General features: G+C 61.7%; 23 protein-coding genes, 2 tRNA genes and 1 pseudogene. 8 read left to right on the top strand and 18 right to left on the bottom strand.

Annotated elements, in window-relative coordinates; genetic code table 11:
- Nucleotides 1-12: 12 nt before the first annotated feature.
- The 6 genes from mqo to dapA form a co-directional block, all read right to left on the bottom strand.
- Nucleotides 13-1650: a malate dehydrogenase (quinone) gene (gene mqo, locus ACLEJW_RS02860; protein WP_440776950.1), complete on the bottom strand. Its 1638-nt coding sequence runs from the start codon at nucleotides 1648-1650 to the stop codon at nucleotides 13-15.
- Nucleotides 1651-2017: 367 nt separating this feature from the next.
- Nucleotides 2018-2107, bottom strand: a tRNA-Ser gene (locus ACLEJW_RS02855).
- A gap of 91 nt (nucleotides 2108-2198) precedes the next feature.
- Nucleotides 2199-2909 carry a phosphoribosylaminoimidazolesuccinocarboxamide synthase gene (gene purC / locus ACLEJW_RS02850; RefSeq protein WP_016392503.1) on the bottom strand — a complete coding sequence of 237 codons (711 nt, stop codon included), beginning with the start codon at nucleotides 2907-2909 and terminating at the stop codon, nucleotides 2199-2201.
- Nucleotides 2910-2939: 30 nt separating this feature from the next.
- Nucleotides 2940-3698, bottom strand: a complete 759-nt coding sequence (locus ACLEJW_RS02845) for an MBL fold metallo-hydrolase (RefSeq protein ID WP_145186008.1) — start codon at nucleotides 3696-3698, stop codon at nucleotides 2940-2942.
- The gene (bamC, locus tag ACLEJW_RS02840) at nucleotides 3699-4817 is read right to left on the bottom strand and encodes an outer membrane protein assembly factor BamC (protein ID WP_145186005.1); all 1119 of its coding nucleotides are present in this window, start codon (nucleotides 4815-4817) and stop codon (nucleotides 3699-3701) included.
- Nucleotides 4818-4832: 15 nt separating this feature from the next.
- Entirely contained in the window at nucleotides 4833-5720 is an 888-nt protein-coding gene (dapA, locus tag ACLEJW_RS02835; RefSeq protein ID WP_145186002.1) for a 4-hydroxy-tetrahydrodipicolinate synthase, read from the bottom strand.
- 260 nt (nucleotides 5721-5980) lie between these two features.
- Here dapA and ACLEJW_RS02830 point away from each other — a divergent pair, with 260 nt between their 5' ends.
- The gene (locus ACLEJW_RS02830; RefSeq protein ID WP_145185999.1) at nucleotides 5981-6541 is read left to right on the top strand and encodes a glycine cleavage system protein R; all 561 of its coding nucleotides are present in this window, start codon (nucleotides 5981-5983) and stop codon (nucleotides 6539-6541) included.
- A 10-nt stretch (nucleotides 6542-6551) separates the two neighbouring features.
- On the top strand, nucleotides 6552-7025 hold the full coding sequence (locus tag ACLEJW_RS02825) for a peroxiredoxin (RefSeq protein ID WP_145185996.1): 474 nt from the start codon (nucleotides 6552-6554) through the stop codon (nucleotides 7023-7025).
- A 28-nt stretch (nucleotides 7026-7053) separates the two neighbouring features.
- Here the strand turns inward: ACLEJW_RS02825 and ACLEJW_RS02820 are convergent, their stop codons facing one another.
- Nucleotides 7054-8124, bottom strand: coding sequence for an AI-2E family transporter (locus ACLEJW_RS02820; RefSeq protein ID WP_145185993.1), 1071 nt, complete (start codon nucleotides 8122-8124; stop codon nucleotides 7054-7056).
- Nucleotides 8125-8143: 19 nt separating this feature from the next.
- Entirely contained in the window at nucleotides 8144-8383 is a 240-nt protein-coding gene (locus ACLEJW_RS02815) for a sulfurtransferase TusA family protein (protein WP_145185990.1), read from the bottom strand.
- A gap of 116 nt (nucleotides 8384-8499) precedes the next feature.
- Here ACLEJW_RS02815 and ACLEJW_RS02810 point away from each other — a divergent pair, with 116 nt between their 5' ends.
- On the top strand, nucleotides 8500-9936 hold the full coding sequence (locus tag ACLEJW_RS02810) for a M48 family metalloprotease (protein WP_145185987.1): 1437 nt from the start codon (nucleotides 8500-8502) through the stop codon (nucleotides 9934-9936).
- A gap of 34 nt (nucleotides 9937-9970) precedes the next feature.
- Here ACLEJW_RS02810 and nadA read toward each other — a convergent pair whose 3' ends face one another.
- Together nadA and ACLEJW_RS02800 are read right to left on the bottom strand one after the other, a co-directional pair.
- Nucleotides 9971-11029, bottom strand: a complete 1059-nt coding sequence (gene nadA, locus ACLEJW_RS02805) for a quinolinate synthase NadA (protein ID WP_313296782.1) — start codon at nucleotides 11027-11029, stop codon at nucleotides 9971-9973.
- 232 nt (nucleotides 11030-11261) lie between these two features.
- A complete protein-coding gene (locus ACLEJW_RS02800; RefSeq protein WP_440776949.1) occupies nucleotides 11262-12770 on the bottom strand; it encodes a YdgA family protein in 1509 nt (502 codons plus the stop codon).
- Nucleotides 12771-13254: 484 nt separating this feature from the next.
- Between ACLEJW_RS02800 and ACLEJW_RS02795 the strand changes: the two genes are divergently transcribed.
- The 5 genes and pseudogenes from ACLEJW_RS02795 (at nucleotide 13255) to ACLEJW_RS02775 (ending at nucleotide 18515) form a co-directional block, all read left to right on the top strand.
- Nucleotides 13255-14607, top strand: coding sequence for an APC family permease (locus ACLEJW_RS02795; protein WP_440776948.1), 1353 nt, complete (start codon nucleotides 13255-13257; stop codon nucleotides 14605-14607).
- Between the two features lie 64 nt (nucleotides 14608-14671).
- A pseudogene (locus ACLEJW_RS02790) lies at nucleotides 14672-15880 on the top strand (PDC sensor domain-containing protein); the annotation flags it as partial.
- Nucleotides 15881-15982: 102 nt separating this feature from the next.
- The gene (locus ACLEJW_RS02785) at nucleotides 15983-16738 is read left to right on the top strand and encodes a methyl-accepting chemotaxis protein (protein WP_409520648.1); all 756 of its coding nucleotides are present in this window, start codon (nucleotides 15983-15985) and stop codon (nucleotides 16736-16738) included.
- A gap of 47 nt (nucleotides 16739-16785) precedes the next feature.
- The gene (locus ACLEJW_RS02780) at nucleotides 16786-17745 is read left to right on the top strand and encodes a cation diffusion facilitator family transporter (protein WP_145185969.1); all 960 of its coding nucleotides are present in this window, start codon (nucleotides 16786-16788) and stop codon (nucleotides 17743-17745) included.
- Nucleotides 17746-17798: 53 nt separating this feature from the next.
- On the top strand, nucleotides 17799-18515 hold the full coding sequence (locus tag ACLEJW_RS02775) for a CatB-related O-acetyltransferase (RefSeq protein ID WP_313455842.1): 717 nt from the start codon (nucleotides 17799-17801) through the stop codon (nucleotides 18513-18515).
- Between the two features lie 97 nt (nucleotides 18516-18612).
- Here ACLEJW_RS02775 and ACLEJW_RS02770 read toward each other — a convergent pair.
- The 8 genes from ACLEJW_RS02770 to tolR all read right to left on the bottom strand — a co-directional run bounded on the left by ACLEJW_RS02770 (nucleotide 18613) and on the right by tolR (nucleotide 24446).
- Nucleotides 18613-18688: transfer RNA gene (locus ACLEJW_RS02770), tRNA-Lys, on the bottom strand.
- A 60-nt stretch (nucleotides 18689-18748) separates the two neighbouring features.
- Complete coding sequence (gene queC / locus ACLEJW_RS02765) at nucleotides 18749-19423, bottom strand: 7-cyano-7-deazaguanine synthase QueC (protein WP_313301830.1); 675 nt, start codon at nucleotides 19421-19423, stop codon at nucleotides 18749-18751.
- Nucleotides 19424-19435: 12 nt separating this feature from the next.
- Nucleotides 19436-20083, bottom strand: a complete 648-nt coding sequence (gene queE / locus ACLEJW_RS02760) for a 7-carboxy-7-deazaguanine synthase QueE (protein ID WP_440776947.1) — start codon at nucleotides 20081-20083, stop codon at nucleotides 19436-19438.
- A 156-nt stretch (nucleotides 20084-20239) separates the two neighbouring features.
- On the bottom strand, nucleotides 20240-21055 hold the full coding sequence (gene ybgF / locus ACLEJW_RS02755) for a tol-pal system protein YbgF (RefSeq protein ID WP_313455846.1): 816 nt from the start codon (nucleotides 21053-21055) through the stop codon (nucleotides 20240-20242).
- A gap of 6 nt (nucleotides 21056-21061) precedes the next feature.
- Nucleotides 21062-21565, bottom strand: a complete 504-nt coding sequence (pal, locus tag ACLEJW_RS02750) for a peptidoglycan-associated lipoprotein Pal (protein ID WP_145185957.1) — start codon at nucleotides 21563-21565, stop codon at nucleotides 21062-21064.
- A 54-nt stretch (nucleotides 21566-21619) separates the two neighbouring features.
- Nucleotides 21620-22891, bottom strand: a complete 1272-nt coding sequence (gene tolB / locus ACLEJW_RS02745; protein ID WP_371921239.1) for a Tol-Pal system beta propeller repeat protein TolB — start codon at nucleotides 22889-22891, stop codon at nucleotides 21620-21622.
- 26 nt (nucleotides 22892-22917) lie between these two features.
- The gene (gene tolA / locus ACLEJW_RS02740) at nucleotides 22918-23994 is read right to left on the bottom strand and encodes a cell envelope integrity protein TolA (RefSeq protein WP_313301839.1); all 1077 of its coding nucleotides are present in this window, start codon (nucleotides 23992-23994) and stop codon (nucleotides 22918-22920) included.
- Nucleotides 23994-24446 carry a protein TolR gene (tolR, locus tag ACLEJW_RS02735; protein ID WP_008090221.1) on the bottom strand — a complete coding sequence of 151 codons (453 nt, stop codon included), beginning with the start codon at nucleotides 24444-24446 and terminating at the stop codon, nucleotides 23994-23996. The genes tolA and tolR overlap by 1 nt, the downstream gene beginning before the upstream one ends.
- Nucleotides 24447-24454 lie beyond the last annotated feature (8 nt).

Raw genomic sequence — 24454 nt, 5'->3', positions numbered from 1 at the left:
AACCCTGGCCGCTTACAGCGCCATGTCGTTCTCTGGCTTGCTTTCCACTGCCTGGCTCGGCGCCACGGTGCTTTCGACGCTTTCATCGATCACCGGCGGCTTGGCCAGCTGCAGCACCTCGGCGGTGTAGTTCCACTCTTTCTGGGTGGCCGCTGCCGAGTCATTGAGCTTGGTGCCGTAGCTAGGCACGATTTCCTTGATCTTGGCCTGCCACTCAGGGGTAGCGACCTTCTCCTTGAATACCGTTTCCAGCACGTTGAGCATGATCGGCGCCGCAGTCGAAGCACCCGGCGAGGCGCCCAGCAGACCGGCGATGGTGCGGTCCTGCGATGCAACCACTTCGGTACCCAGCTTCAGTACGCCGCCCTTGTCTTCGTCGCGCTTGATGATCTGCACGCGCTGACCGGCCTGCCACAGTTTCCAGTCTTCCTTCTTGGCGTTCGGGAAGTAGGTACGCAGGGCTTCGAAGCGATCGTCATCCGACAGCATCAGCTGGCCGGCGAGGTACTCGACCAGTGGGTACTGATCGATACCAACCTTGGTCATCGGCCACACGTTGTGGGTCGTGGTGCTGCTCAGCAGGTCCAGGTACGAGCCGTTCTTCAGGAACTTGGTCGAGAAGGTGGCGAATGGGCCAAACAGGATCACGCGCTTGCCGTCCAGCACGCGGGTATCCAGGTGCGGAACAGACATGGGCGGTGCACCCGTGGAGGCAATGCCGTAGGCTTTGGCCATGTGCTGCATGGCAACGGTCGGGTTCTCGGTCACCAGGAACGAGCCACCCACCGGGAAGCCTGCGTATTCCTTGGCTTCCGGAATGCCGGACTTCTGCAGCAGCTTCAGCGCACCACCACCTGCACCGATGAACAGGAACTTGGCGTCGGTCGCCGACGTGCTGCCGTCCTTGAGGTTCTTGTACTCGACGTGCCAGGAGCCGTCTTCGTTGCGGCTGATGTCCTGGACTTCGCTCGACAGCTTCAGGTCGAAGCCTTGCTGGGTCTGCAGGTGGCCAACGAACTGACGGGTGATTTCGCCGAAGTTGACGTCGGTGCCGATCGGCGTCCAAGTGACCGCAAGCTTCTGGCTCGGATCACGGCCTTCCATCATCAGCGGGACCCACTTGGCGATCTGCGCGTGGTCCTCGGAGTACTGCATAGGACGGAACAGCGGGCTTGCCTGCAGTGCCTCGTAGCGCTTCTTGAGGAACTTGATGTTGTCATCGCCCCAGACGAAGCTCATGTGCGGGGTGGTGTTGATGAACGAGTGCGGGTTCTTCAGCACGCCCTGACGAACCTGCCACGACCAGAACTGACGGGAGATCTGGAAGGCTTCGTTGATTTCGATGGCCTTGGAGATGTTGATGTTGCCGTCTTTGTCTTCCGGGGTGTAGTTCAGCTCAGCCAGCGCAGAGTGGCCGGTACCGGCGTTGTTCCAGCCGTTGGAGCTTTCCTCGGCGACGCCGTCCAGGCGCTCGACCATTTCCATCGACCAGCTTGGCTCCAGCTCATGCAGCCACACGGCCAGGGTCGAGCTCATGATGCCGCCGCCGACCAGCAGCACATCGACTTTCTTGGTTTCTGCGGCGTGCGCTTGCATGAAGCTCGCAGCGACAGCCAGACCCAGCAAGGTCTTGCCAGCTTTCTTGAACATTGATCAATTCCAGTGTGTAGAACGGAGGTGGGGCCTGTGGCTGGCCCAGGTGTATCGTGTTCTTGCGCGCGGGCTTGTTGTGATCATTGTTCAGCGGCCAGAGAACCAGAAAACGACTCAGGCTTTTGTCGAATTGACCGACAAGGCTGAATCGTTTCGCTGATTGTAACCGAAATGCCAGCACAAACAAATTGCCCGGAACCGGTCAACGTGGTGGGTTGTCTCAGGGCGCCGACGAAGGGTTGATCGCGCTGGAGTGCTCAGCGCAAGTCAATGTGCTCGGCTGCAGAGTTGGGAGGCGTTGAGGTCGGCGCAAACAAAAAACCCCTGACTCTGTGAAGAATCAGGGGTTTTTGCATTACATGTATGGCGGAGAGATAGGGATTTGAACCCTAGGTACTGTTGCCAGTACAACGGATTTCGAATCCGTCCCGTTCGACCACTCCGGCATCTCTCCAATGCCGCGCATCATACCAGCGTTTTCCTGAAAGGCAAATCTTTTTTCAAAAAAACTCGCGTGGTATCAGGCGCTTGCGTGCGCGTGCAGCTTACAGCGGCACGCCTAGGCGCTTGGCAACTTCTTCGTAGGCTTCGATCACGTCGCCCAGACCCTGACGGAAGCGGTCCTTGTCCATCTTCTTGCGGGTTTCCTTGTCCCACAGGCGGCAGCCGTCCGGGCTGAATTCATCGCCCAGGACGATCTGGCCGTGGAACACGCCGAATTCCAGCTTGAAGTCGACCAGCAGCAGGCCGGCGTCGTCGAACAGCTTGCTCAGCACTTCGTTGACTTTCAGCGACAGCTTCTTCATCTCGACCAGCTGCTCGGCGGTGCCCCAGCCGAACGCAACAACGTGGGATTCGTTGATGAAGGGGTCGCCCTTCTCGTCGTTCTTCAGGAACAGCTCGAAGGTGGACGGCTCCAGTTTGATGCCCTCCTCCACGCCCAAACGCTTGACCAGGCTGCCAGCGGCGTAGTTGCGCACGACGCACTCGACCGGGATCATGTCGAGCTTCTTGACCAGGCACTCGTTGTCGCCCAGCAGCTTGTCGAACTGGGTCGGCACGCCGGCTTCCTCGAGCTTCTGCATGATGAAGGCGTTGAACTTGTTGTTGACCATGCCTTTGCGGTCGAGCTGTTCGATGCGCTTGCCGTCGAACGCCGAAGTGTCGTTACGGAACAGCAGGATCAAGCGGTCGGCGTCGTCGGTCTGGTAAACCGATTTGGCCTTGCCGCGGTAGAGTTCGTCGCGTTTTTCCATGATTGGGCTCCGCTTGCTTGAGGTGTTGGGCTAGGCGATTTCGCGCCAGTCGAGCCCGTGTTCCTGATTCGCCACCTGGAGCCAGTCCGGGTCGCACCCAAGGGTGTCGACGAAGCACTGGCGGGCCACGTGTGGCAGGTTGTTCTTGCTGCTGAGGTGGGCCAGCACCAGGTGCTGCAGGTTGTTCCAGCCCAGCTCTTGTACCAGGCGCGCGGCCTGGTGGTTGTTCAAATGCCCGCGCATGCCGCCCACGCGCTGTTTCAAGAAGGCCGGGTAGTGACCGCGGGCCAGCAGGTCACGGCAGTGATTGGCCTCGATCAGCAGTGCGTCCAGGCCCTGGTAGCGCTCCAGCAGCAACGCATCGTACGAGCCCAGGTCGGTGAGCATGCCGAAGCGCCGCTGGCCGTCGCTGAACACGTACTGCAGCGGCTCGAAGGCATCGTGCTCGACACGCGCGGCGCATACTTGCAGATTGCCGAGCTGCAAACGCTCGCCACAAGCGAGAAAACCGGCCGCCTCAACCGGCTTGCGCATGCCGCGCAAGGTCCCTTGGCTGAGGTAGACCGGTACATTGTAGCGCCGTGACAGCAACCCCACCCCATGCACGTGATCGGCATGTTCATGGGTGACCAGCACCGCGCTCAGCTGTGCTGCTGAAACCCCGAGCAGCGCCAGGCGCCGTTCGGTTTCACGCAGGGAAAAGCCGCAGTCGACCAGGATGAAAGTGTCACCACTGGCGATCAGCGTGCCATTTCCCTGGCTCCCGCTTCCGAGTACTGCGAAACGCACTTAACCCAGGTTGTCCTGAATGGCGCTCAGCACGCGGCGGGCGACATCGGCCGGGGCCACGGTGTTGATGTTCTTCTCGACGGTGACCTGCACGCTCTCGCCGACCTTGCTCAGGCGCACCTGGTAACGCTCGGCACGCGCTTCGCGTTCTTCCTTGGTCGGTTCGCTGCCGAACATGCGGCCGAAGAAGCCGGGCTCGTTGTGCTTGTCTTCAGGCTTTTCCGACAGGTTGATGTAGTAAAGGCCAAGGCTGCGGTTGATGTCCTCGACGCGCCACTCGCCACCCTGCTCCAGGGCACGGCCTACGCCAGACCAGGCGCGGTCCAGGTCGGCGCCAAGGAACAGCACCGGGTTACCGCTGCCGTCTTCGCTCAGGCTGACGCGGCTTGGCGCATCGAAGTCGCGCGCGGCCAGCAGCGATACCGAACCGCCTTTCTCGGCGCTGCGGTTCATGCTGGCGAGCATTTCGTCGACCAGCAGGGCATCGGCACCGCTGTTCACCGACGATGCCGGGAACGCCGTGTCGGCGCTGCTGCCGGCCGGGCGCTCGACGCTGACGATGTACACCTCGGAGGTGTTGCGCTGCACGCCTGGCTCGATGCGTACACGCACGCGCACTTCGCTATCGCCGCTGCTGGCGGTGCTCGCCAGGCGCTGGCCCAGCGAGGCCGAGAGCTCATCGAAACGCTGCCAGGTGGTGTTGAATTCGCCGGTCTGCGGACGCTCTTCGGCGATCCGGAAGCCGTTGTCCTCGAAGAACTGACGCGCTACCGGCCAGACTTCGGCCGGTGCGTGCTGAGCCATGACCCAGCGGCTGTTGCCGCTGCGCTGCAGGCTGTAGTCGCTGGCCTGGACGCCGGCCGCCAGCGGCTGCGGGCGCGGCACTTCGAACTCGCCAGTGGCGCTGTCGTCGGCGACGTTGCGTGGAATCGGCAGCAATGGGTCAAGGCGCTTGGCGCTGCTGGCATCGGCCGGCAGTTGCATGGGCGCAGTCGGGTGAGCTTGCAGGTAATCGCTGCCGCGGTCACGGAAATAGCCATCTTCGCCCCACAGCCAGCCACACCCACTGGTGCTGGAGATAATCAGGGCGAGTGCGGAAAGACCAGCCAGTCGCTTCATGCGGTGTACTTCCTCTTAAACCAGTACGCCGGACTGGCGCAAGGCAGTACGGACTTTATCGTGGCACCCTTCGCTCAACCAGGTGAGCGGCAGGCGAATCCCTCTGTGCATCAGGCCCATTTCCACCAACGCCCATTTCACAGGGATCGGGTTGGCTTCGCAGAACAGGTCTTTGTGCAGCGGCATGAGTTTGTCGTTGATCGCGCGGGCCTTCTCGGCATTGCCCGCAAGGGCGGCCTCGCACAGATCGGCCATTTCGCGCGGGGCGACGTTGGCGGTGACGGAAATATTGCCCTTGCCGCCCATGAGGATCAGCTCGACGGCGGTCGGGTCGTCGCCGGACATGACGATGAAGTCTGGGTCGACGCCGTCCAGGATGGCCTTGGCACGGACCAGGTCGCCGGTGGCTTCCTTGATACCGATGATGTTCTTCACGGTCGACAGACGGATCACGGTCTCGGCCTGCATGTCGCACGAGGTGCGGCCCGGCACGTTATAGAGGATCTGCGGAATGTCGACGGCTTCGGCAATGTGCTTGAAGTGCTGGTACAGGCCTTCCTGGGTCGGCTTGTTGTAGTACGGGACGACCAGCAGGCAGGCATCGGCACCGGCGTTCTTGGCGTTTTGCGTCAGGTGCACGGCTTCGGCAGTGGAGTTGGCGCCGGTGCCGGCGATGACCGGGATCGGCTTCTTGCTGTGCTTGACACGCTCGACCACGTGCTTGATGACCAGGATGTGTTCTTCGACATCCAGCGTGGCCGACTCACCGGTGGTGCCAACAGCGACGATCGCGTGGGTGCCGTTTTCCAGGTGGAAGTCTACAAGTTTGTCGAGGCTTGCCCAATCAAGACGCCCTTGTGCATCCATGGGTGTGACCAACGCCACCATACTGCCCGCAATCATGTAACTGCTCCTGCCGGAAAAAGAGAGCGGTAATGGTACTGGGGGCATCGACCTTGCACAAGCGAAGCAGGCGGGCGGAGCATTCCCCTCGGCGGCTTATTTCGCTACCCTTGATCCTTTGATCGGTGCAGCACGGCCCGCCGGGCCGCCGACCCTGCTCCACGGCCAGCGTCCACGTCCTCGCATGCGAGCCCAGGGCCCTGCCGACAGGAGGCTTTCGCCTGTCCTGCACCGACCGCTCATCGCTTTAGGAATGCTGCATGTCCACCCCCACCGTCCGCGAACAATTCCTTGTCATCAGCGCCCTGGGTCCAAACCCGATGGAGCTGGCCAACGTGCTCAGCCGCGCTGCTTTCGAAAACCGCTGCGCCGTGGTCACCTCGCGCCTGAGCCGCCACGGCGAGACCAGCGCCCTGGTGCTGCAGGTCGGTGGCAGCTGGGACGCCCTGGCGCGCCTCGAAGCCACCCTGCCTGGCCTGGGCAAGAAGCATGGCCTGACCCTCGATGTGGTGCGCAGCGCCGACCAGGAAGTCCGCCCCCAGGCCCTGCCCTACGTGGCCTACGTCAGCGCCGCCTACCGCCCGGACATCATCAGCGAGCTGTGCCAGTTCTTCCTCGACCACCGCGTCGAACTCGACGCCATGACCTGCGACACCTACCTGGCGCCGCAAACCGGCAGCAGCATGCTCAATGCTCAATTCACCGTCATCCTGCCGGCCGGCACCCAGATCAGCTGGTTGCGTGACCAGTTCCTGGACTTCGCCGACGCGTTGAACCTCGACGCCCTGATCGAACCGTGGCGCCCGCAGAATCCCGTATAAGGAGCCGACCATGGCTGTAGCAATCGACCAACCGGTCGCCGACTTCCAGGCCCAGGCCACCAACGGCCAGACCGTCAGCCTGAGCGCGCTCAAGGGCCAGCAGGTGGTACTGTACTTCTACCCCAAGGACAGCACCCCGGGTTGCACCACCCAAGGCCAGGGCTTTCGCGACCAGCAGCCAGCTTTCGCCGCTGCCAATACCGTGGTCTTCGGCATTTCGCGCGACGGCATCAAGTCGCACGAGAACTTCAAGGCCAAGCAGGGCTTCACCTTCGAGTTGATCAGCGACAAGGACGAAGCCTTGTGCCAACTGTTCGATGTAATCAAGTTGAAGAAGCTGTACGGCAAGGAGTACCTGGGCGTTGACCGCAGCACCTTCCTGATCGACAAGGACGGTGTACTGCGTCAGGAATGGCGTGGAGTGAAGGTGCCGGGGCATGTGGATGCCGTGCTGGCGGCTGCGCAAAGCCTCAACAAGGCTTGAGCTTGCCCCCAGAGCGGCCTTGATCACGCTAAAGCAGCGGCGAGACGCTGGGCTCCTGGCGCGGCCAGGCGTCCAGTACGGCCTTGATCAGGGTCGCCAGCGGAATGGCGAAAAAGATGCCCCAAAAGCCCCACAGGCCGCCGAATAGCAGAACCGCGCAGATGATCGCCACCGGGTGCAGGCTCACCGCTTCGGAGAACAGCAGCGGGACCAGCACGTTGCCGTCCAGCGCCTGAATGATTGCATACACGGTCATCAGGTAAATGAACTGATCGCCCCAGCCCCACTGGAACAGCGCGATCAGTGTCACCGGTACGGTCACCACCACAGCGCCGACATAAGGCACCACCACCGACAAGCCGACCAGCAATGCCAGCAACGCAGCGTAGTTGAGGCCCAAGGTGATGAAGGCGATGTAGGTCGCGATGCCGCAGATCAGAATCTCGATGCCCTTGCCGCGTATGTAATTGGCGATCTGCCGGTTCATCTCGTTGCCCACCCGATTGAGCAAGGTACGTTGGCGCGGCAAGTAGCCGCTAACCCAGCGCCCGATCAACTCGCGGTCCTTGAGAAAGAAGAACACCAGGATCGGCACCAGCACCAGGTAGATCATGGCGTTGACCAGCAGCGGCAGGCTCGACAGCGAGAACGTCAGCGCCCATTGGCCGAACTTGCCGATCTCGCCCCGCACCGATTCGATCGCATGCAGCACCTGCTCGTCCGACACCAGGTGTGGGTAGCGCTCGGGCAACAGCAGCAACAGCGACTGCCACTTGCCGAGCATGCCTGGCAGCTCGTTGAACAGGGTGATGAGCTGGTGCCACAGCAGCGGCACCAGCACCAGCAGAAACACTGCCAGTGCCCCCATGAACAAGGCGAACACCACGAACACTGCCAAGCGGGTCGGTACCCGCAGGCGCTCCAACGCATTGACCAGCCCTTGCATCAGGAACGCCAGGACCATGCCCGCGAGCACCGGTGCAAGCATACCACCGAGGGTAAGCACGACCGTGAAGGCCAGGAACAGCAAGACCGCCAGCACCACCGCCTGCTCATCGGAGAAGTAGCGTTGCATCCAGTCGCGAAGCACTTTGAACATTGACGATCCTTGGACAGACTCAGGCTTTGCGCAGCCAGTAGGTATAGGTGCCGGCCTCGGCCGTCTCGTGCAGCAGCGTGTGACCTGCCAGCTGGGCGAACGTGCGGAAGTCGCGTTGCGAACCTGCGTCGGTGGCGACGATCTTCAGGACCGCGCCGCTGGCCAGGCGGTTGAGTTCCATCTTGGCCTTGAGCAGCGGCAGCGGGCAGTTCAGCCCTTTGGCATCGAGTTCGGCGTCGCAGGTCAGGGTGTCACTCATCAGGCGCATCTCCGGGCGAGGCGAAAAGTCTGGGAAAAGCCCGCTAGCATACCGCCACTGGTCGGCATCGCGCGACCCGGCTACAGTAAGCCTTTTTGACCGACGTGAGCCTGTGCATGAATCTACTGCGCCCTACTCTGCTGACGCTGGCCTGCCTGATGGCCCTGCCCAGCCACGCCGACGACCTGCCGTCACTGGGCGATGCCAGCTCCGCGATCGTCTCGCCCCAGCAGGAACACCAGCTTGGCCGCGCCTGGCTGAGCCTGCTGCGTGGCCAGGTCAATCAGCTCAACGACCCGCAACTCAAGGATTACGTCGAGACCACGGTGTACCGCCTGGCCGAAACCAGCCAGCTGCAGGACCGGCGTCTTGAATTCATCCTCATCGACAGCCGTGAACTCAATGCCTTCGCCGCACCCGGCGGCATCGTCGGGGTCAACGGCGGACTGTTCCTCAATGCCCAGACCGAAGGCGAGTATGCCTCGGTACTGGCGCACGAACTGGCGCACTTGTCGCAACGCCACTTCGCCCGCGGGATCGAAGCCCAGCAACGCATGCAACTGCCGATGATGGCGGCGCTGCTGGCCGGTATCGTGCTGGCCGCAGGCGGAGCTGGCGATGCGGGCATCGGCATGATCGCCGGCACCCAGGCGGCAGCGATCCAGGAACAGCGCCGCTTTTCCCGGCAGAACGAACAGGAAGCCGACCGTGTGGGCATCCAGAACCTGGAAAAGGCTGGATACGACCCGCGCAACATGCCGACCATGTTCGAGCGGCTGGCGCGCCAGTACCGCTTCGACGCCAAGCCACCGGAATTTCTGCTGACGCACCCGGTGACCGAATCGCGTATCGCCGATACCCGCAACCGTGCCGAGCAAGCACCCAAGGGCGGGGTCGAGGACAGCCAGCGTTATCAGCTGATCCGCGCCCGTGTCGCCCTCACCTACGAAGGCACGCCGGGCCTTGCCGCCAAGCGCTTTCGCGCCCAGCTTGACGAAGACCCCAAGCTCGATGCCGCACGCTACGGCCTGGCCCTGGCGCAGATCAAGGGCGGGCAGCTCAACGACGCACGGGAAAACCTCAAGCCGCTGCTGGCCAAGGCGCCGAACGACATCACCTACAACCTCGCGCAGATCGACCTGGACATCACCAACAACCGCCTGGCCGATGCGCAACAGCGCGCCGAGCGCATGCAGGGGCTGTATCCGGGCAACTACCCGCTGAAACAGGTGCGCGCCGATCTGCTGGTCAAGCAGAACAAGCCGGCCGAAGCGGAAAAGGTCCTCAACGACTTGCTCAAGAGCCGTCCCGATGATCCGGACGTCTGGTATGACATGGCTGAAGTGCGTGGCCTCTCAGGCAATACCATCGGCCTGCACCGGGCACGGGCAGAGTACTTCACCTTGGTGGGGGATTTCGATCAGGCGATCCAGCAGCTCGACTACGCCAAGCGCCGAGCCGGCAGCAACTTCCCGCTGGCCTCGCAGATCGACCAACGCCAGCGCGAGATCATGGAGCAGAAGCGCATGGTGCAGGACATGATGGGGCGCTGATGCTGCTGGGGCCGCTGTTGCGGCCCCGCTCAGTTCAAGCGTTACCGGACAGCTTCAGGCGCGCAGCCTGGGTGAAGTCCAACATGCGGTTCAACGGCTTGAGCGCCTTGGGCACCAGCGCCGGGTCGACGAAGATCTCGTTGCTACCGCTGCGCAGGCAATCGAGCACCCGCTCCAGGGTGTTCATCGCCATCCACGGGCAGTGGGCGCAACTGCGGCAGGCAGCGCCATTACCGGCCGTGGGTGCTTCGACGAATTCCTTGTCAGGGCACAACTGCTGCATCTTGTAGAAGATGCCGCGGTCGGTGGCGACGATGAAGGTCTTGTTCGGCAAGGTTTGCGCAGCCTTGATCAGCTGACTGGTGGAGCCCACCGCGTCGGCCAGCGCGATCACCGCTTCAGGCGATTCAGGGTGCACCAGGATCGCAGCGTCCGGGTACAGGGCCTTCATGTCGGCCAATTGGCGCGACTTGAACTCCTCATGGACGATGCAGGCACCATCCCACAGCAGCATGTCGGCGCCGGTCTGCTTCTGGATGTAGCGACCCAGGTGCTGATCCGGCCCCCAGATGATCGTCTCGCCGTTGTCCATCAGGCTTTCGACGATTTCCAGTGCGCAGCTTGAGGTCACTACCCAGTCGGCGCGCGCCTTCACCGCCGCCGAGGTGTTGGCGTACACCACCACGGTGCGTTCCGGATGCTGGTCGCAGAACGCCGAGAACGCTTCGACCGGGCAGCCCAGGTCGAGCGAGCAGGTTGCCTCGAGGGTCGGCATCAGCACGCGCTTGTGTGGGGTGAGAATCTTCGCGGTTTCGCCCATGAAGCGCACACCGGCGACGATCACCGTCTCGGCTGGGTGGTTCTTGCCGAAGCGCGCCATTTCCAGCGAATCAGACACGCACCCGCCGGTTTCTTCAGCCAGCGCCTGGATCACCGGGTCGCAGTAATAATGCGCCACCAGCACCGCATTCTGGGCGTTGAGCTCGGCAGCGATGGCCGCACGGTATTCAGCCTCCTGCTCGGCGGACAGCGGGTTGGGCTGAATGGCATCGAGGTGGGCCTGAACCAACAGGCGTTCGGAAATCTGGGTCATGATCGCTGGACCTGCAGGCGCGCACGCGCATCGAATCGAGTGTATCACCCGGCCCTGACAGATCGGCTAAGGGTGCCGGACGGCAAGCCGCCACGGCCTCTGCGGGCGCGGATTATTATCGGATGGCGAAGGCTACAGACAATCCCGGCAATTCAAAAGCGCTTTTTGCGCTGGCTGAGCGGCCTGTTCGCCATCAGCTTGAGTGGCGAACAGGCGCATGCCTATCAGCCGCTCAACCCTGCGGCTGCAACGCGGCGAACTGCATGCCCAAAAACAGCGCAAACTGCTCCACAGTCATTTGTTTGCCGTTGAAATCGACCATGCCATTGGCATAGTGCAAGCTCGACACCACGTCGTTGCCTTGCACGGTGGCCAAGCCGCTTTGCACGGCCATCAGGCCGACCATCTCACCAGCCTGGCCCGATTGCGAGGCAATCGCCTGGGCATCGGTCTGTCCTTCGAGCAAGGCTTGCAGCGTCGCCAGATCGCCAATCATCGGCTTGGACAGCGACAGCTTGCTCTTCACCTGGCTGATCACCTGCTGGCTCAGTTGATCGGCCGGCAGGTCAAAGGAAGTCGGGGCAGTGAAATCCATCGACAGGTCGAAGCGGCTCTCGCCGTTGGCGGTACGCAATGCCAGGTTCTCGATGGCAAGCTTGGGCTTGGCCGCCAGCAACTGCTGCAGCGCCTGCTGGAATCTGGCTTTCTCCGCCGCGTCCATCTGAATCTGCGGCACCGGCTGGCCTTCAGCCTGGGCCGCCTCGAACTCAGGCAGATGCGCCTGGTACCACTGCGACAGCCACTGCAGCGCCGGCGCGTCGAGGGATTTCACGCTGACACCCATCTGCGCGCTGCCCACTGCCCGCCCATCCCAAGTGATATCGGCGACCCGGTAGTCTGCACGGGCACCGACCGTGTCGGCTCCGTCGAGGGTCTGCAAGGTGCTCTGCTCGACCCCTTTGAGTAGCAGCACTTGCTGACGCGGCCCCAGGGTCGCCTTGACTTCGGCCAGGAGCAGATCGACATTGCCGACGTAAACAGCCTCATGCTTGCTCTGGGCAAGGTTGCCGCCAATCTTCAGGCCAGACAGCTCGAGGCCCAAAGGAGGCTGATCGGTCTCGACCAGCTTCATCGCGAAGCGATCGGCGCTGCCATGGAATGTCGAATGCTTGCCGCCTTCGTCACCACTGACCTCCAGGGTCATACCGGAAAAATCGAAGCGGCTGCCGTCGTCCTGGATGTACTTAAGCGGCGCGACACTGATCAAGCTGTCGACGTTGCCGGTCAAGCCCAGGCTGGTGTGCGCACGAATCGGCGCTTGCTCTGCGGCTGCGGCGAACCACGGCGCCGTGACCGAATCCTTGTCCAGCGCGCTGTTACTGGCGGCCAGCACCGGCATCAATTTCAAGGCCTTGACCCGCGACCAGGGAAACGGACCATGCTCGATATGATCGGTCACGCCAAGGGCGAAGCTCAGCAGCTCGTCGGATCCAAGGTTGATGTCCCGGGCCTTGAGCCGATAACGCGCTGTGCTGCTGAAGAAGTGCCGGTCGAGCGATACCAGCTCCACTGTCATGCTGCCGCCGTAGCTGTCGACCGCTTTTTTCAGCTGCTGATTGCTGGCACCGATGGCGTCGTCCAGCTGGGCAGGCAGTTGTTCGCCGATGTACCAGGCGCCAGCGGTGGTGGCAACGGCGATGGCGACGGCCAAGCCGCCGAGGATGCTTACTGATTTCTTCATGAATAGAACCGAACGATGTCCATATGGGCGGGGTGGCGGCAGGCGCCGCGCGTGGCTGGGAAGAATATCACCCCACGCCTGGCGAGGTGATGGCCGCCGCAGGCGAGCACAGAGATTTGGGAACCGTCCTACACAATCCCTCTGCATTTCTGTCGTTAATTTTTACGGACATTTAGGTCGACTCAATACAGCTAAAGCCCCTGTCCCGGTCGAGTAAGTGCCTTGCGGAATCGATAAATGTTTCGAATCAGACACATCTTGTCATGTTTAACTTGACACCTTCCTATGCATCGTTTTTTATTTTCATCACCTCGCTCAGCGCCCGATCCACGAAGAAGAAAAGTCGCGCCGTCATGATGCTCGGATGCCCCTGCCTGCACGCTTCACTCTCCTCACCAAGGCACTGCCAGCCTGAAGCCGGCGCCTGATACGCGCCTTCTATCGCTCCTAACAACAACGGTGAACAACATGGAGCCACACTTGCATGCAGCCTGACTCGAACGCCCCCGGCAGCGGCCAATTCCGCAAATCCCTGCGCCTCTGGCATGTGGTGATCATCGGCCTGGCGTATCTCACGCCCATGACCGTGTTCGACACCTTCGGCATCGTCTCTGGCATCACCTCCGGGCATGTGCCCAGCGCCTACCTGCTGGCCCTGGCCGGCGTGCTGTTCACGGCGGTGAGCTACGGCACCCTGGTGCGCCGCTTCCCGCAGTCCGGCTCGGCCTATACCTACACGCAACGGGCCATCAACCCGCATGTCGGCTTTCTGGTGGGCTGGTCGTCACTGCTCGACTACTTGTTGCTGCCGATGGTCAACGCCTTGCTGGCCAAGCTGTACCTGTCGGCAATGTTCCCTGAGGTGCCGGCATGGGTCTGGGTGGCCAGCTTCGTTGGCCTGATCAGCCTGATCAACATGCGCAGCATCAACTTGGTCGCCCACTTCAACCTGCTGTTCGTGCTGGTGCAATTGGCGATCATGTCGGTATTCATCTACCTGTGCGTGCGCGGCCTGGGCCATGGCGAGGGGCTGGGCACCACGTGGAGCCTGACGCCATTCGGCGATGAGCACACGCAGCTTGGCGCGCTGGCTGCCGGCGCGACGATTCTGTGCTTCTCGTTCCTGGGGTTCGACGCGGTCACTTGCCTGTCGGAAGAAACCAAGGACCCTGGCAAGACCATTCCGCGAGCGATCTTCCTCACCGCGCTGATTGGCGGCGTGGTGTTCATCCTGGTGTCGTACTTCATGCAGGCGTACTTCCCCAGCAATGCACGCTTTCATGATCCGGAAGCGGCGCTGCCGGAAATCGCGCTGTATGTCGGCGGCAAGTTGTTCCAGTCGATCTTCATCGCCTGTACGGTAATCAACACCATCGCTTCGGGCCTGGCGTCGCAAACCAGCGTGTCGCGTCTGCTGTATGTGATGGGCCGCGACAATGTCATCCCCGGTGGCGTGTTCGCCCGCCTGCACGCACGCTACAAGACGCCGGTGGTGAACATCGCCGTGGTCGGCGTGATCGCCCTATCGGCGATCTTCTTCGACCTGGTCACCGCCACCTCGATCATCAACTTCGGTGCCTTGGTGGCGTTCAGCTTCGTCAACCTGTCGGTGATCAGCCACTGCTACATGCGCGAAGGCAAGCGCCAGGGGCTGGCGAACAAGGTCAAGTACCTGGTATTGCCGACCATCGGCTTCTGCATCATCGCCAAGCTCTGGCTCGACCTCAATGAACACTCGCTGATCTTCGGCGGCATCTGGGCATTGCTGGGGTTGCTGCACCTGGTCTGGCTGACCAAGGCGTTCCGCGTCGCGCCACCGAACTATATTGCTGAATGACACTGGCCATCGATAACGCCCGCGCTTGAACGCGGGCGTTGTCTTGCTTGAAAGGAAATTCCAGATGCCGCTGCGCCGCCTTTCCATCCAATGGAAGATCACCCTGCTTGCCGGACTGTGCCTGCTGGCCATTGTCGCGTTGTTGGTCGTCACCTCATTGACCCAGGCGCGTCGCAGCGCCGTGCTGGTCAGCCAGGCCAGCAGCGAGATGCTCGACCACAGCGCCCGCCTACGCCTGCAAGCCCAGGCCGAAACCCAGACCTTGCGCATCCAGCGCTATTTCATGGATGCCTACCAATACGGCAACGGCTTCGCTCGCCTGGTGCAGGTGCTCAAGGCCAGGGGCGGCAGCGATGTGCGCGACGAACTGACTCGTCAGGCACGCGCGAGCCTGGCTGGCAACCCGAACGTGATCGGCTTGTACCTGGTGTTCGAGCCTGATGCCCTGGACCAGCAGGATCAGCAGTTCATTGGCCAGCAAGCCAAGGCGAGCAACGACAGTGGGCGGTTTTCGCTGTACTGGTCGCAATCGACTCCCGGCACCCTGGAGTTGGAGGCGATGCCCGAGTCGATGCTCGGCGACGCGACCCCCGGCAGCAACGGCCTGGCCAAGAACCGCTGGCTCACCTGCCCGCAGCAAACCGCCAAGGCCTGTGTGCTGGAGCCTTACCTGGATGACGTCAACGGGCATCAGGTGTTGATGACCAGCATTGCCTTGCCGCTGTTGCAAGACGGCAAGGTGATCGGCGTGATCGGGTTGGATATCGGGCTCGACAACCTGCAGCAGCTGAGCCTCGACAGCCGCCAGGAGCTGTTTGACGGCCAGGGCCAGGTCAGCATCGTCAGCACCACCGGCCTACTCGCCGGGCACAGCCGCGACCCGAGCAAGCTGGGTCAGCCGCTGGACGCACAGGTCGCCGAAGGCATGCTCAGGGTCTCACGCCCCTTCAGCCCCATCCCCGATGCCGCGCCCTGGCAGGTGCAGCTGGAGCTGCCAGAGGCCGTGCTGCAAGCTCCTGCACTGGCCCTCAATCAACGCCTCGACGCCCACAGCCAGCGCGCCAACCTCACCGGCTTGCTGATCGGTATTGCGGCGGCCGTGCTTGGCCTGTTGCTGGTGTGGCTGACCGCGCGTGGCGTCACTCGCCCGATCCTCGCCGTGGCGGCTCGCCTGAAGGACATCGCCAGCGGCGAAGGCGACCTGACTCGCCGCCTGGATTACGCCCGCGAAGATGAACTCGGCCAACTGACTGGCTGGTTCAATCGCTTCCTCGACAAGCTGCAACCGGTGATCGCCCAGGTCAAGGACTGCGTGCTCGATGCGCGTGGCACAGCCGACCAATCGGCGTTGATCGCCAGCCAGACCAGCGCCGGCATGCAACAGCAGCAGCGCGAAATCGAGCAGGTCGCCACCGCTGCCAACGAAATGAGCGCAACCGCCCAGGATGTCGCCCACAATGCTGCCCAGGCCGCGCAAGCGGCGCGCGGCGCCGATCAGGCCAGCCAGGAAGGCCTGCAACTGATCGCCACTACGCGCCAGAGCATCGACCAGTTGGCCGCCGGCATGGACACGGCGATGGACGAGGCCCGTGCCCTGGAACAACGCAGCGAGCAGATCGGCTCGGTACTGGAGGTGATCCGCGCGATCGCCGAGCAGACCAACCTGCTGGCCCTCAATGCCGCGATCGAAGCGGCGCGTGCTGGCGAAGCCGGGCGTGGCTTCGCCGTGGTTGCCGACGAAGTACGCAGCCTGGCGCAGCGGACCCAGGTCTCGGTGGAAGAGATCCGCCAGGTCATCGAGGGTTTGCAACAAGGTACCCAGGATGTGGTCGGCGCCATGCATGAAGGTCAGCGCCAGGCGCAGTCCAGCGCGACGCGCATGGAGCAGGCATTGCCGGCGCTGGAGCGGATCGGCCAAGCGGTTGCCGTGATCAGCGACATGAACCTGCAGATCGCCTCGGCCGCCGAGGAGCAAAGTGCCGTCGCCGAAGAGGTCAACCGTAACGTGGCGGGCATACGCGATGTCACCGAATCGCTTTCCGGCCAAGCCGAGGAGTCGGCGCGCATCAGCCAGGCGCTGAACAACCTGGCCAACCAGCAGCAGGCGTTGATGGCGCAATTTCGCGTGTAGCCGCGCAAGCCTGCAGACAGTTATCTTGCTTCGACTGAGTTCATTCCATGAAATCCCAGCACACCCCATCGTTCTTCGACCTCACCAGCGAACAGGGCCTGTTGCGCACTTCGATCGCCGTCACCTTGTTCATCGCCGTCATCGGCATCGCGTTCGGCTTGGCCTCAGGCTCGTTCTCCATCGTATTCGATGGCGTGTACTCGCTGGTTGACGCCAGCATGAGTGGCCTGTCGCTGGTGGTGGTCAAGCTGATAACATCGCATGCCACCAGCCTGCAGCTCTCGCGCAAGCTGCGAGAGCGCTTCACCATGGGTTTCTGGCATCTGGAACCGATGGTACTGGCCCTGAACGGGATTCTACTGAGCGGCGTGGCGGTCTATGCGCTGATCAATGCGGTGAGCAGCGTACTGGAGGGCGGTCGGCACCTGGAGTTCGGTATCGCCATGGTCTACGCCGTGCTCACGGTGATCGCCTGCGCCACCATTGCGGTAGTCGAGGCGCGGGCCAATCGCACGTTGAATTCGGATTTCGTGCGCATGGATGTCAAAGGCTGGGTGATGTCGGCCAGCATCACCGCCGCATTGCTCATCGCCTTCGGCTTCGGCTTCGCCGTGCAGGGCACACAATGGCAATGGCTGTCGCCGTACATCGACCCGACTGTGCTCGCACTGGTATGCCTGGTCATCATCCCCCTGCCGCTATCGGTCGTACGCCAAGCGCTAGGCGAGATCTTCCTGGTGACACCTGGCGATTTGAAGCTGCACGTAGATGCCGTCGCCCAGGCCTTCGTGACCAAGCACGGCCTGCAGTCATACCGGGCGTATGTGGCCAAGGTCGGGCGCTCCCGCGAGATCGAGCTGTACTTCATCGTGCCCAAGCACATGCCGGCCAAAACCATCGAACAATGGGACGCGTGGCGCAATGAAATTGGTGAGGCCGTCGGCGGCGAAGGGCCGGACCGCTGGATCACCGTCGTATTCACTGGCGACCCCGAATGGGCCGAATAGCCAGCCAGCAGGCCTGCTAACATAGCGCCGGTATTCGGGAGACGGACAACCACATGTTCACAGTATTCAAGGAAAGGCAGTTCAAGAACGCTTTTCGCCAATTGGGCGGCAAGGCAGCGGGCGGGCGTGAAACCTTCAGCTCCCGAGCCAGCGTCACGGTCGAACAGGGCGTCAGCCTTGGGCACATTCGGATCGAGTCGCCCTCTCTTTCCATTGGTGCACATACCTACATCAGAAGCGGGGCGACACTCTCGGTGGTCGCCAAGATTGGGCGCTTCTGCTCGATTGGCTCGGACTGCACGGTGGGCCAGGAAAAACATACGCATCCCACCAGCTGGGTCAGCACGCACCCCTTTCAGTACGAAAATGGACCTTTGTCCTACACACCACCGGTCAGCTGGGCCAGCGTCGGCCACGATGTGTGGATGGGTCATGGGGCGACCGTGCTCGAAGGCGTGACCGTGGGCACAGGCGCCATTATCGCCACGCGGGCGCTGGTGACGCGGGATGTACCGCCTTATGCGATCGTCGGCGGAAACCCGGCGAAGATCATCAGGTACCGCCACAGCGCCGAGATCATCCAGCGCCTGCTGGACAGCCAATGGTGGAACCTTGACTGCGATTTCCTGAGAAGCCTACCGCTCAACGAGCCTGAAGCCTTTGTGCAACTCATCGAAAGCCATCAGCACACACCTCAAGCGGTGTATCCGCAGCTCAAAGTGCACAAGCGTGCAGCCAGCTGGATGCGCGAGACGCGCCAAGCGCTTTAGCCGGGCAGCTGTTCGAGCAGATACGAAAAAGCCCGCTGATAGGCGGGCTTTTTCGTTGAGCGGCTGCCTGCGCTGAGCTGGCAACCGCTTGAAGGTATGGTGGGTCGTGTAGGATTCGAACCTACGACCAATTGGTTAAAAGCCAACTGCTCTACCAACTGAGCTAACGACCCGCTGGATGGCGCGTATAATACTGATTTCTAACGAGAAATCAACACTCCATCAGGTTTTTTTCAAGCGTAACGGGTCGGGTCGGCAACGCCAGCCGCGTTGAAACCGTCAGCACGCAGGCGGCAGCTGTCGCATTTACCGCAGGCGCGACCGTCATCGTCGGCCTGGTAGCACGAAACGGTCAGGCTGTAGTCAACGCCCCGGGACATGCCCGCTTGAACGATCTGCGCCTTGCTCATGTTCTGCAATGGCGCCTGAATGCGAAAGCCCTGTCCTTCTACGCCCGCCTTGGTCGCGAGATTGGCCATGCGCTCGAACGCTTCGACGAACTCGGGGCGGCAATCCGGGTAACCGGAGTAATCCACGGCATTGACGCCAATGAAAATGTCACGGGCCTCGATCACCTCGGCCCAGCCCAGGGCCAGCGCCAGGAATACCGTGTTACGGGCCGGCACGTAGGTGACGGGAATGCCCTCACCGGGGGTTTCCGGTACATCGATGCTGGTGTCGGTCAACGCCGAGCCGCCAATACCGTCGAGGTTCAGGCCAATGACCTTGTGCTCGACCACGCCCAGATCGCGGGCAACGCGTGCCGCTGCGTTCAGCTCGGCGCGGTGGCGCTGGCCGTAGTCGAAACTCATGGTGTAGCAGCTGTAGCCTTCGGCCTTGGCCATCGCCACCACGGTCGCGGAGTCGAGCCCGCCAGAAAGCAGAATTACCGCACGTTTATCAGTCATGTTGTGTGCTCCTCAGCGTCCAGGTTCGTCGTTCCACAGCAGCTTGTGCAGCTGCATCTGAAAGCGTACGGGCAGGTTGTCGGCAACGATCCAGTCGGCCAGGTCGCTGGCACTCACCTGGTGATGGCTGGGCGAAAAAAGAACTTCGCCAGCCCGCTCGGCCAGGTTGTACTGGATCAACTTGGACACCGCCCAGTCGTAGTCTTCACGGGAACAAATGACGAACTTGACCTGATCGTTACGGGTCAGCAGCTCGATGTTCTCATAGCGGTTACGGTGCGATTCTTCCGAGCCTGGGGTTTTGAGGTCCAGCACGCGACTGACGCGCGGGTCGGTGGTGGAAATGTCGAGCGCTCCGCTGGTTTCCAGCGACACTTCGTAGCCGGCATCGCACAGGCGCTGCAACAGCGGCACCGCGTTGGGCTGGGCCAACGGCTCGCCGCCCGTCACGCAGACATAACGCGGCTTGAAGCCGGCTACCTGCTCAAGCAGTGAATCCAGGGTACGCAGGGTGCCGCCGGTAAAGGCGTAGGCACTGTCGCAGTATTGGCAGCGCAGGGGACAACCGGTCAGGCGCACGAAAACCGTGGGCAGCCCAGCCGTTCGTGTTTCACCCTGCAAAGAGTAAAAGACTTCGGTGATGCGTAATGTGTCTTGCATGCTCGCCACGGGCGTGACAGCTAAACAGGCTGTCCGCCTCCGTCAGGCACTGTCGCGGACTCGACATGGCGTTATCCGCTACAGCGTATTTGTAAAAGGGCAGCGATTGTAACGAAAAAACCCGCGACTGGCGCGGGTTTTTCGTACGCGTGCAGCTTAAAGCTTCTGCAGATCACGCTGCGCGAGTTGCGCTGCGGAGGTGCCAGGATACTGGGTGATGACTTGCTGCAAAATGCCCTTGACCTTGTCGGTATGGCCCATGCGGCGCTCGACATCAGCCAGCTTGTAGAGCGAATCCGGCACCTTGCTGTGCTTCGGATATTTCTGGCTGACCTGGGCAAAAGCCTGGCTGGCAGCGGGCAAGTCACCCTTGGCCAAGTTCACCTCACCCAACCAGTATTGAGCATTACCGGCATACTGGCTATTAGGGTACTTGCGCAGGAAGGCAGTGAATGCCTGGCTGGCCTTATCGAAGTCTTTCTGCTTGATCAGGTCGAAAGCGGCATCGTAGTAGAGCTTTTCTTTCGCCGGATCACCCGGCTCGCTACTGGCGGCCGGTTGTTGTGCAGCAGCGCCAGCGGCACCTGCTGCGGCACCGGCAGTGGCATTGGCTGCACCACCGGCTGAGGAATTGTCAGGCGACGCGCCAGGCGCGGCGGCACTGTTGATGCGGCGATCAAGGTCCTGGTAACGCTCCAGGTTTTCCTGCTTCATGCGCGACACATCGTTTTGCAGCTCTTCGATGATGCCTTGCTGGCGGGAGATTTGATCCTGCATCTGTTGCAGTTGCATGAACAGCTGGCCCTGTGCCGAGGCAGGGGTCGATGCCCCTGCGCCGGCATAGGCGCCGCTCGTGCCATAACCGGAAGGTGCATAGGCACCCCCGTTGTCATCAACTACAGGAACCGCAGCCCACGCCGAAAGCGGCAGGCTGAGTGCGAGGACGGTTACAGCACGACGGCACATACGCATAGGAACTTACTTACGCAGTTCTACGCGACGGTTCTGAGCCCAGGACTGCTCGTCGTTGCCGGTGGCAACTGGACGCTCTTCGCCGTAGGAGACCAGTTCCAGCTGAGCAGGGGAAACGCCCTGCAGAACCAGGTAGCGCTGAACGGCTTTCGCACGACGCTCACCCAGAGCCATGTTGTACTCGCGGGTGCCGCGCTCGTCGGTGTTACCTTCCAGAACAACACGGTTGCCGTTGGCTTTCAGGTCCTTGGCGTGAACGTCCAGAGCGCGCATGGCTTCTGGCTTCAGGTCCGAGCTGTCGTATTCGAAGTAGAAGGTGGTGATTGCGCGCAGGGCGGCTTCTTCGCTCAGGGAGCCGTCGACAGCGCCAGTGTTAGCGTTGGCACCGTAGCCAGCGTTAGGATCGACAGCGCCTTCACCAGCGTTGTCACCGCCTTTGGAGGAGCAACCTACAGCTACGGCCATGGCCAGAGCCAGCGCAGCAAATTTACCAAACTTCAGCATTTCCATCGTGAAACTCCTAATGAAACCCCAGTGTGTTAAGCAAAACGTGTTACGCCGCAATCAGTTCAGGTAAGGGGACCAGGACGGTTCTCTGACTTCGCCTTGAGCGGTAGGAAGTGGGAGCCTCACACGGCCGTTAAGCGACACGAGCATCAAGACTCCCCGGCCCTGCTGGCGGGTGGCGTAGATTAGCATGGTGCCGTTGGGCGCAACAGTGGGCGACTCATCAAGACTTGTTTCCGAGAGAATCTTTACACTTCCGCGCTGCAAGTCTTGCGCCGCCACTTTGAAGTTGGTGAAGCCCTGCTGACGATGAATCATTACCAGGGTCTTTTCGTCCGCCGAAAGTTTCGGGTTGGCATTGTAGTTACCCACGAATGTCACACGCTCGGCGCTGCCACCGCTGACCGACTGCTTGTAGATTTGCGGCTTGCCGCCACGGTCGGAGGTGAAGTACAGGGTGTTGCCATCCTTGCCCCAGAACGGCTCGGTGTTGATGCCAGGGCCTGCGGTAACCCGGCTGATCTGGCGCGAGGCGACGTTCATGACATAGATGTCCGGATTGCCATCCTTGGACAGCACGAATGCCAGACGCGAGCCATCCGGCGACCAGGCTGGTGCACCGTTCAGGCCTTCGAAGTTGGTCACCTGCTCACGGCGACCGGTATCGATGTGCTGGATGAAGATACGTGGACGCTTCTGCTCGAACGACACATAGGCGATGCGCTTGCCGTCGGGTGCGAAGCGGGGCGACAGGATCGGCTCGCGCGACTGCAACAGGGTCACCGCACGCGCGCCGTCATAATCCGAACGCTGCAGCGTGTAACGGGTATTGTTGGTCGAGAAGCGTTCGGCGGTCACGTACAGCATGCGCGTGGAGAACGCGCCTTTGATCCCGGTGAGCTTTTCGAACGACTGGTCGGCGATGTAGTGCGACATGTCGCGCAGTTGATCGACGCTGCCCGCGACGCTGCCGGTCAGTACTTGCTGCTCGGTGGCGACGTTGAACAGGGCGTACTGCACCTGAAGACGTCCACCGGACGGCACGATGCTGCCGACCATGACGTACTGCGCACCCAAAGCTTTCCAGTCGCGGAAGATGACTTCGCTGCCCTGGCTGGGCTGGCTGATCATGTTCTGCCGCGGAATCGGCGAGTAGTAGCCCGAGTTGCGCAGATCGTTGCCGATGATGTCGGCCATGTCTTCCGGCAGCACGCTGCCACCCTGCAGACCGAACGGCACTACGGCGATGGGCGTGGCCCGATCGCTGCCGCTGGTGACCAGGATGTTCTTTTCCTCTGCCATGGCCATGCCAGCCACGCAGCAGAGCATGACCAGCATTCCTCGAAGGAGTTTAATCACAACGCTAGATCCTCAGGTGTAAATGTCATCTTGAACGAACGATATCGGTTGAAATCGCTCGGCTTCATACCCTGCATCTCGGTCAGACGACCGATGTTCTTCACCGCCGCAACGGCCGAATTGTCAAACGGACCGTCGCCGCTGGAGCGGGTGACGGTAACACCGGTGATAGTGCCGTCGGGCAACATGTTCACCTGCAACGTCACTGTCATGCCTTTACGTGCAGACGGCGGACGGGCCCAACCTTCGGCTGCGCGCATACGGATCAGGTCGTCGAAATCGCCGGCCACCTGGTCGCCCTGCTCGTCAGCCAGCGCCTGCTGGCGCTCGGTGGAGTCAGACAAGAGCTCGGCCAAGGCCTGGGCTTTCTTGTCTTCGGCCGACTTGCGTGCAGCTTCCTGCGCCTTTTTCTTCTGGGCATCTGCAGCGGCCTTTTTCTTCGCCTCTTCAGCTGCCTTCTTCTTCGCCTCCTCGGCCGCCGCTTTCTTCTTGGCGTCCTCGGCTGCTTTTTTCTTGGCGTCTTCAGCGGCCTTTTTCTTGGCCTCTTCGGCTGCCTGTTTCTTGGCTTCTTCCTCGGCCTGCTTCTTGGCCTCTTCCTCGGCCTTCTTCTTGGCGATGTCGGCCTGCTGTTTCTCGGCAGCCTTCTTCGCCTCCTCGGCCTTCTTGGACTCGGCGGCCTTCTTCGCTTCAGCAGCCTTGGCAGCTTCCTCGGCCTTTTTCGCCTCGGCAGCTTCGCGTGCCTGTTCGGCCTTTTGAGCGGCGTCGGCTTTCTTTTGTTCCGCGGCCTTGATGGCCTCCTGTTCGACTTTCTTCTGTTCCAGCTGTTCGACTTCGGTCTGGCGCGCGGCGGTTTTCTTCGCTTCCCCGGCAATCTTCTGGTTGGTCTGGGTCGTCGCCTGACTCTTGGACTTCAGCTGATACAACGTAGCCTGAACGATCGGCTTGGAAGGCGGCAGTTCAGGCGTCATGGCAAAGCTGACGAACAGCATGGCAAAGACCAGCACATGCAGGCCAATGGCCCAGACACTGGGCCAGAAGTAGCTTTCCGAGGCAGATGGCTCTCGCTGTTGCATCAGGGCGCCTCGGTGATCAGGCCAACGTTACCGACACCGGCCTTCTGCAACCCGCCCATGGCGCCCATCACGGCGCCGTAGTCGACAGCCTTGTCGCCACGAATGAAGACCTGGGTCTGTTTGCCCTGGTCACGACCGGCAGCAATGATCTTGGTCACCGCGCTGGTCATGTCGGGCAAGGTCATGGCCTTGTCCATCTGCTTGTCGGTGTCGACTTCACTGCCAAGGTTCCAGTAGTAGGTCTTGTCGGCCTTGATCGAAATGGTGAGGATCTGGACGTTGTTGTCCTGCGGCAGGGCTTCGCTGGAAACCTTGGGCAGGTCGACCTTGACGCCCTGGTTGAGCATCGGCGCGGTCACCATGAAGATGACCAGCAGCACCAGCATCACGTCGATGTAGGGCACCACGTTCATCTCGGCGACGGGCTTGCGTTTGTGGCGAACTCGGGCCATGGGCTTGT

The sequence above is a fragment of the Pseudomonas sp. SMSB3 genome, assembly GCF_052041965.1.
Classification (GTDB): Bacteria; Pseudomonadota; Gammaproteobacteria; order Pseudomonadales; family Pseudomonadaceae; genus Aquipseudomonas.
Note: the sequence above shows the minus strand (reverse complement) of the source record. Positions and strands in the feature narration are given on the sequence as shown.

Excerpts from the sequence above, each read along its gene's own strand:
- mqo (WP_440776950.1), bottom strand. The coding sequence starts at position 1,650 with ATGTTCAAGAAAGCTGGCAAGACCTTGCTGGGTCTGGCTGTCGCTGCG.
- tolB (WP_371921239.1), bottom strand. The coding sequence starts at position 22,891 with ATGCTCTGCTGCGTGGCTGGCATGGCCATGGCAGAGGAAAAGAACATC.
- purC (WP_016392503.1), bottom strand. The coding sequence starts at position 2,909 with ATGGAAAAACGCGACGAACTCTACCGCGGCAAGGCCAAATCGGTTTAC.
- ACLEJW_RS02780 (WP_145185969.1), top strand. The coding sequence starts at position 16,786 with ATGAAATCCCAGCACACCCCATCGTTCTTCGACCTCACCAGCGAACAG.
- ACLEJW_RS02810 (WP_145185987.1), top strand. The coding sequence starts at position 8,500 with ATGAATCTACTGCGCCCTACTCTGCTGACGCTGGCCTGCCTGATGGCC.
- ACLEJW_RS02825 (WP_145185996.1), top strand. The coding sequence starts at position 6,552 with ATGGCTGTAGCAATCGACCAACCGGTCGCCGACTTCCAGGCCCAGGCC.
- ACLEJW_RS02815 (WP_145185990.1), bottom strand. The coding sequence starts at position 8,383 with ATGAGTGACACCCTGACCTGCGACGCCGAACTCGATGCCAAAGGGCTG.
- bamC (WP_145186005.1), bottom strand. The coding sequence starts at position 4,817 with ATGAAGCGACTGGCTGGTCTTTCCGCACTCGCCCTGATTATCTCCAGC.
- queC (WP_313301830.1), bottom strand. The coding sequence starts at position 19,423 with ATGACTGATAAACGTGCGGTAATTCTGCTTTCTGGCGGGCTCGACTCC.
- queE (WP_440776947.1), bottom strand. The coding sequence starts at position 20,083 with ATGCAAGACACATTACGCATCACCGAAGTCTTTTACTCTTTGCAGGGT.
- ybgF (WP_313455846.1), bottom strand. The coding sequence starts at position 21,055 with ATGCGTATGTGCCGTCGTGCTGTAACCGTCCTCGCACTCAGCCTGCCG.
- pal (WP_145185957.1), bottom strand. The coding sequence starts at position 21,565 with ATGGAAATGCTGAAGTTTGGTAAATTTGCTGCGCTGGCTCTGGCCATG.
- ACLEJW_RS02785 (WP_409520648.1), top strand. The coding sequence starts at position 15,983 with ATGCAACAGCAGCAGCGCGAAATCGAGCAGGTCGCCACCGCTGCCAAC.
- dapA (WP_145186002.1), bottom strand. The coding sequence starts at position 5,720 with ATGATTGCGGGCAGTATGGTGGCGTTGGTCACACCCATGGATGCACAA.
- ACLEJW_RS02830 (WP_145185999.1), top strand. The coding sequence starts at position 5,981 with ATGTCCACCCCCACCGTCCGCGAACAATTCCTTGTCATCAGCGCCCTG.
- ACLEJW_RS02820 (WP_145185993.1), bottom strand. The coding sequence starts at position 8,124 with ATGTTCAAAGTGCTTCGCGACTGGATGCAACGCTACTTCTCCGATGAG.
- ACLEJW_RS02795 (WP_440776948.1), top strand. The coding sequence starts at position 13,255 with ATGCAGCCTGACTCGAACGCCCCCGGCAGCGGCCAATTCCGCAAATCC.
- nadA (WP_313296782.1), bottom strand. The coding sequence starts at position 11,029 with ATGACCCAGATTTCCGAACGCCTGTTGGTTCAGGCCCACCTCGATGCC.
- ACLEJW_RS02800 (WP_440776949.1), bottom strand. The coding sequence starts at position 12,770 with ATGAAGAAATCAGTAAGCATCCTCGGCGGCTTGGCCGTCGCCATCGCC.
- tolA (WP_313301839.1), bottom strand. The coding sequence starts at position 23,994 with ATGCAACAGCGAGAGCCATCTGCCTCGGAAAGCTACTTCTGGCCCAGT.
- ACLEJW_RS02775 (WP_313455842.1), top strand. The coding sequence starts at position 17,799 with ATGTTCACAGTATTCAAGGAAAGGCAGTTCAAGAACGCTTTTCGCCAA.
- tolR (WP_008090221.1), bottom strand. The coding sequence starts at position 24,446 with ATGGCCCGAGTTCGCCACAAACGCAAGCCCGTCGCCGAGATGAACGTG.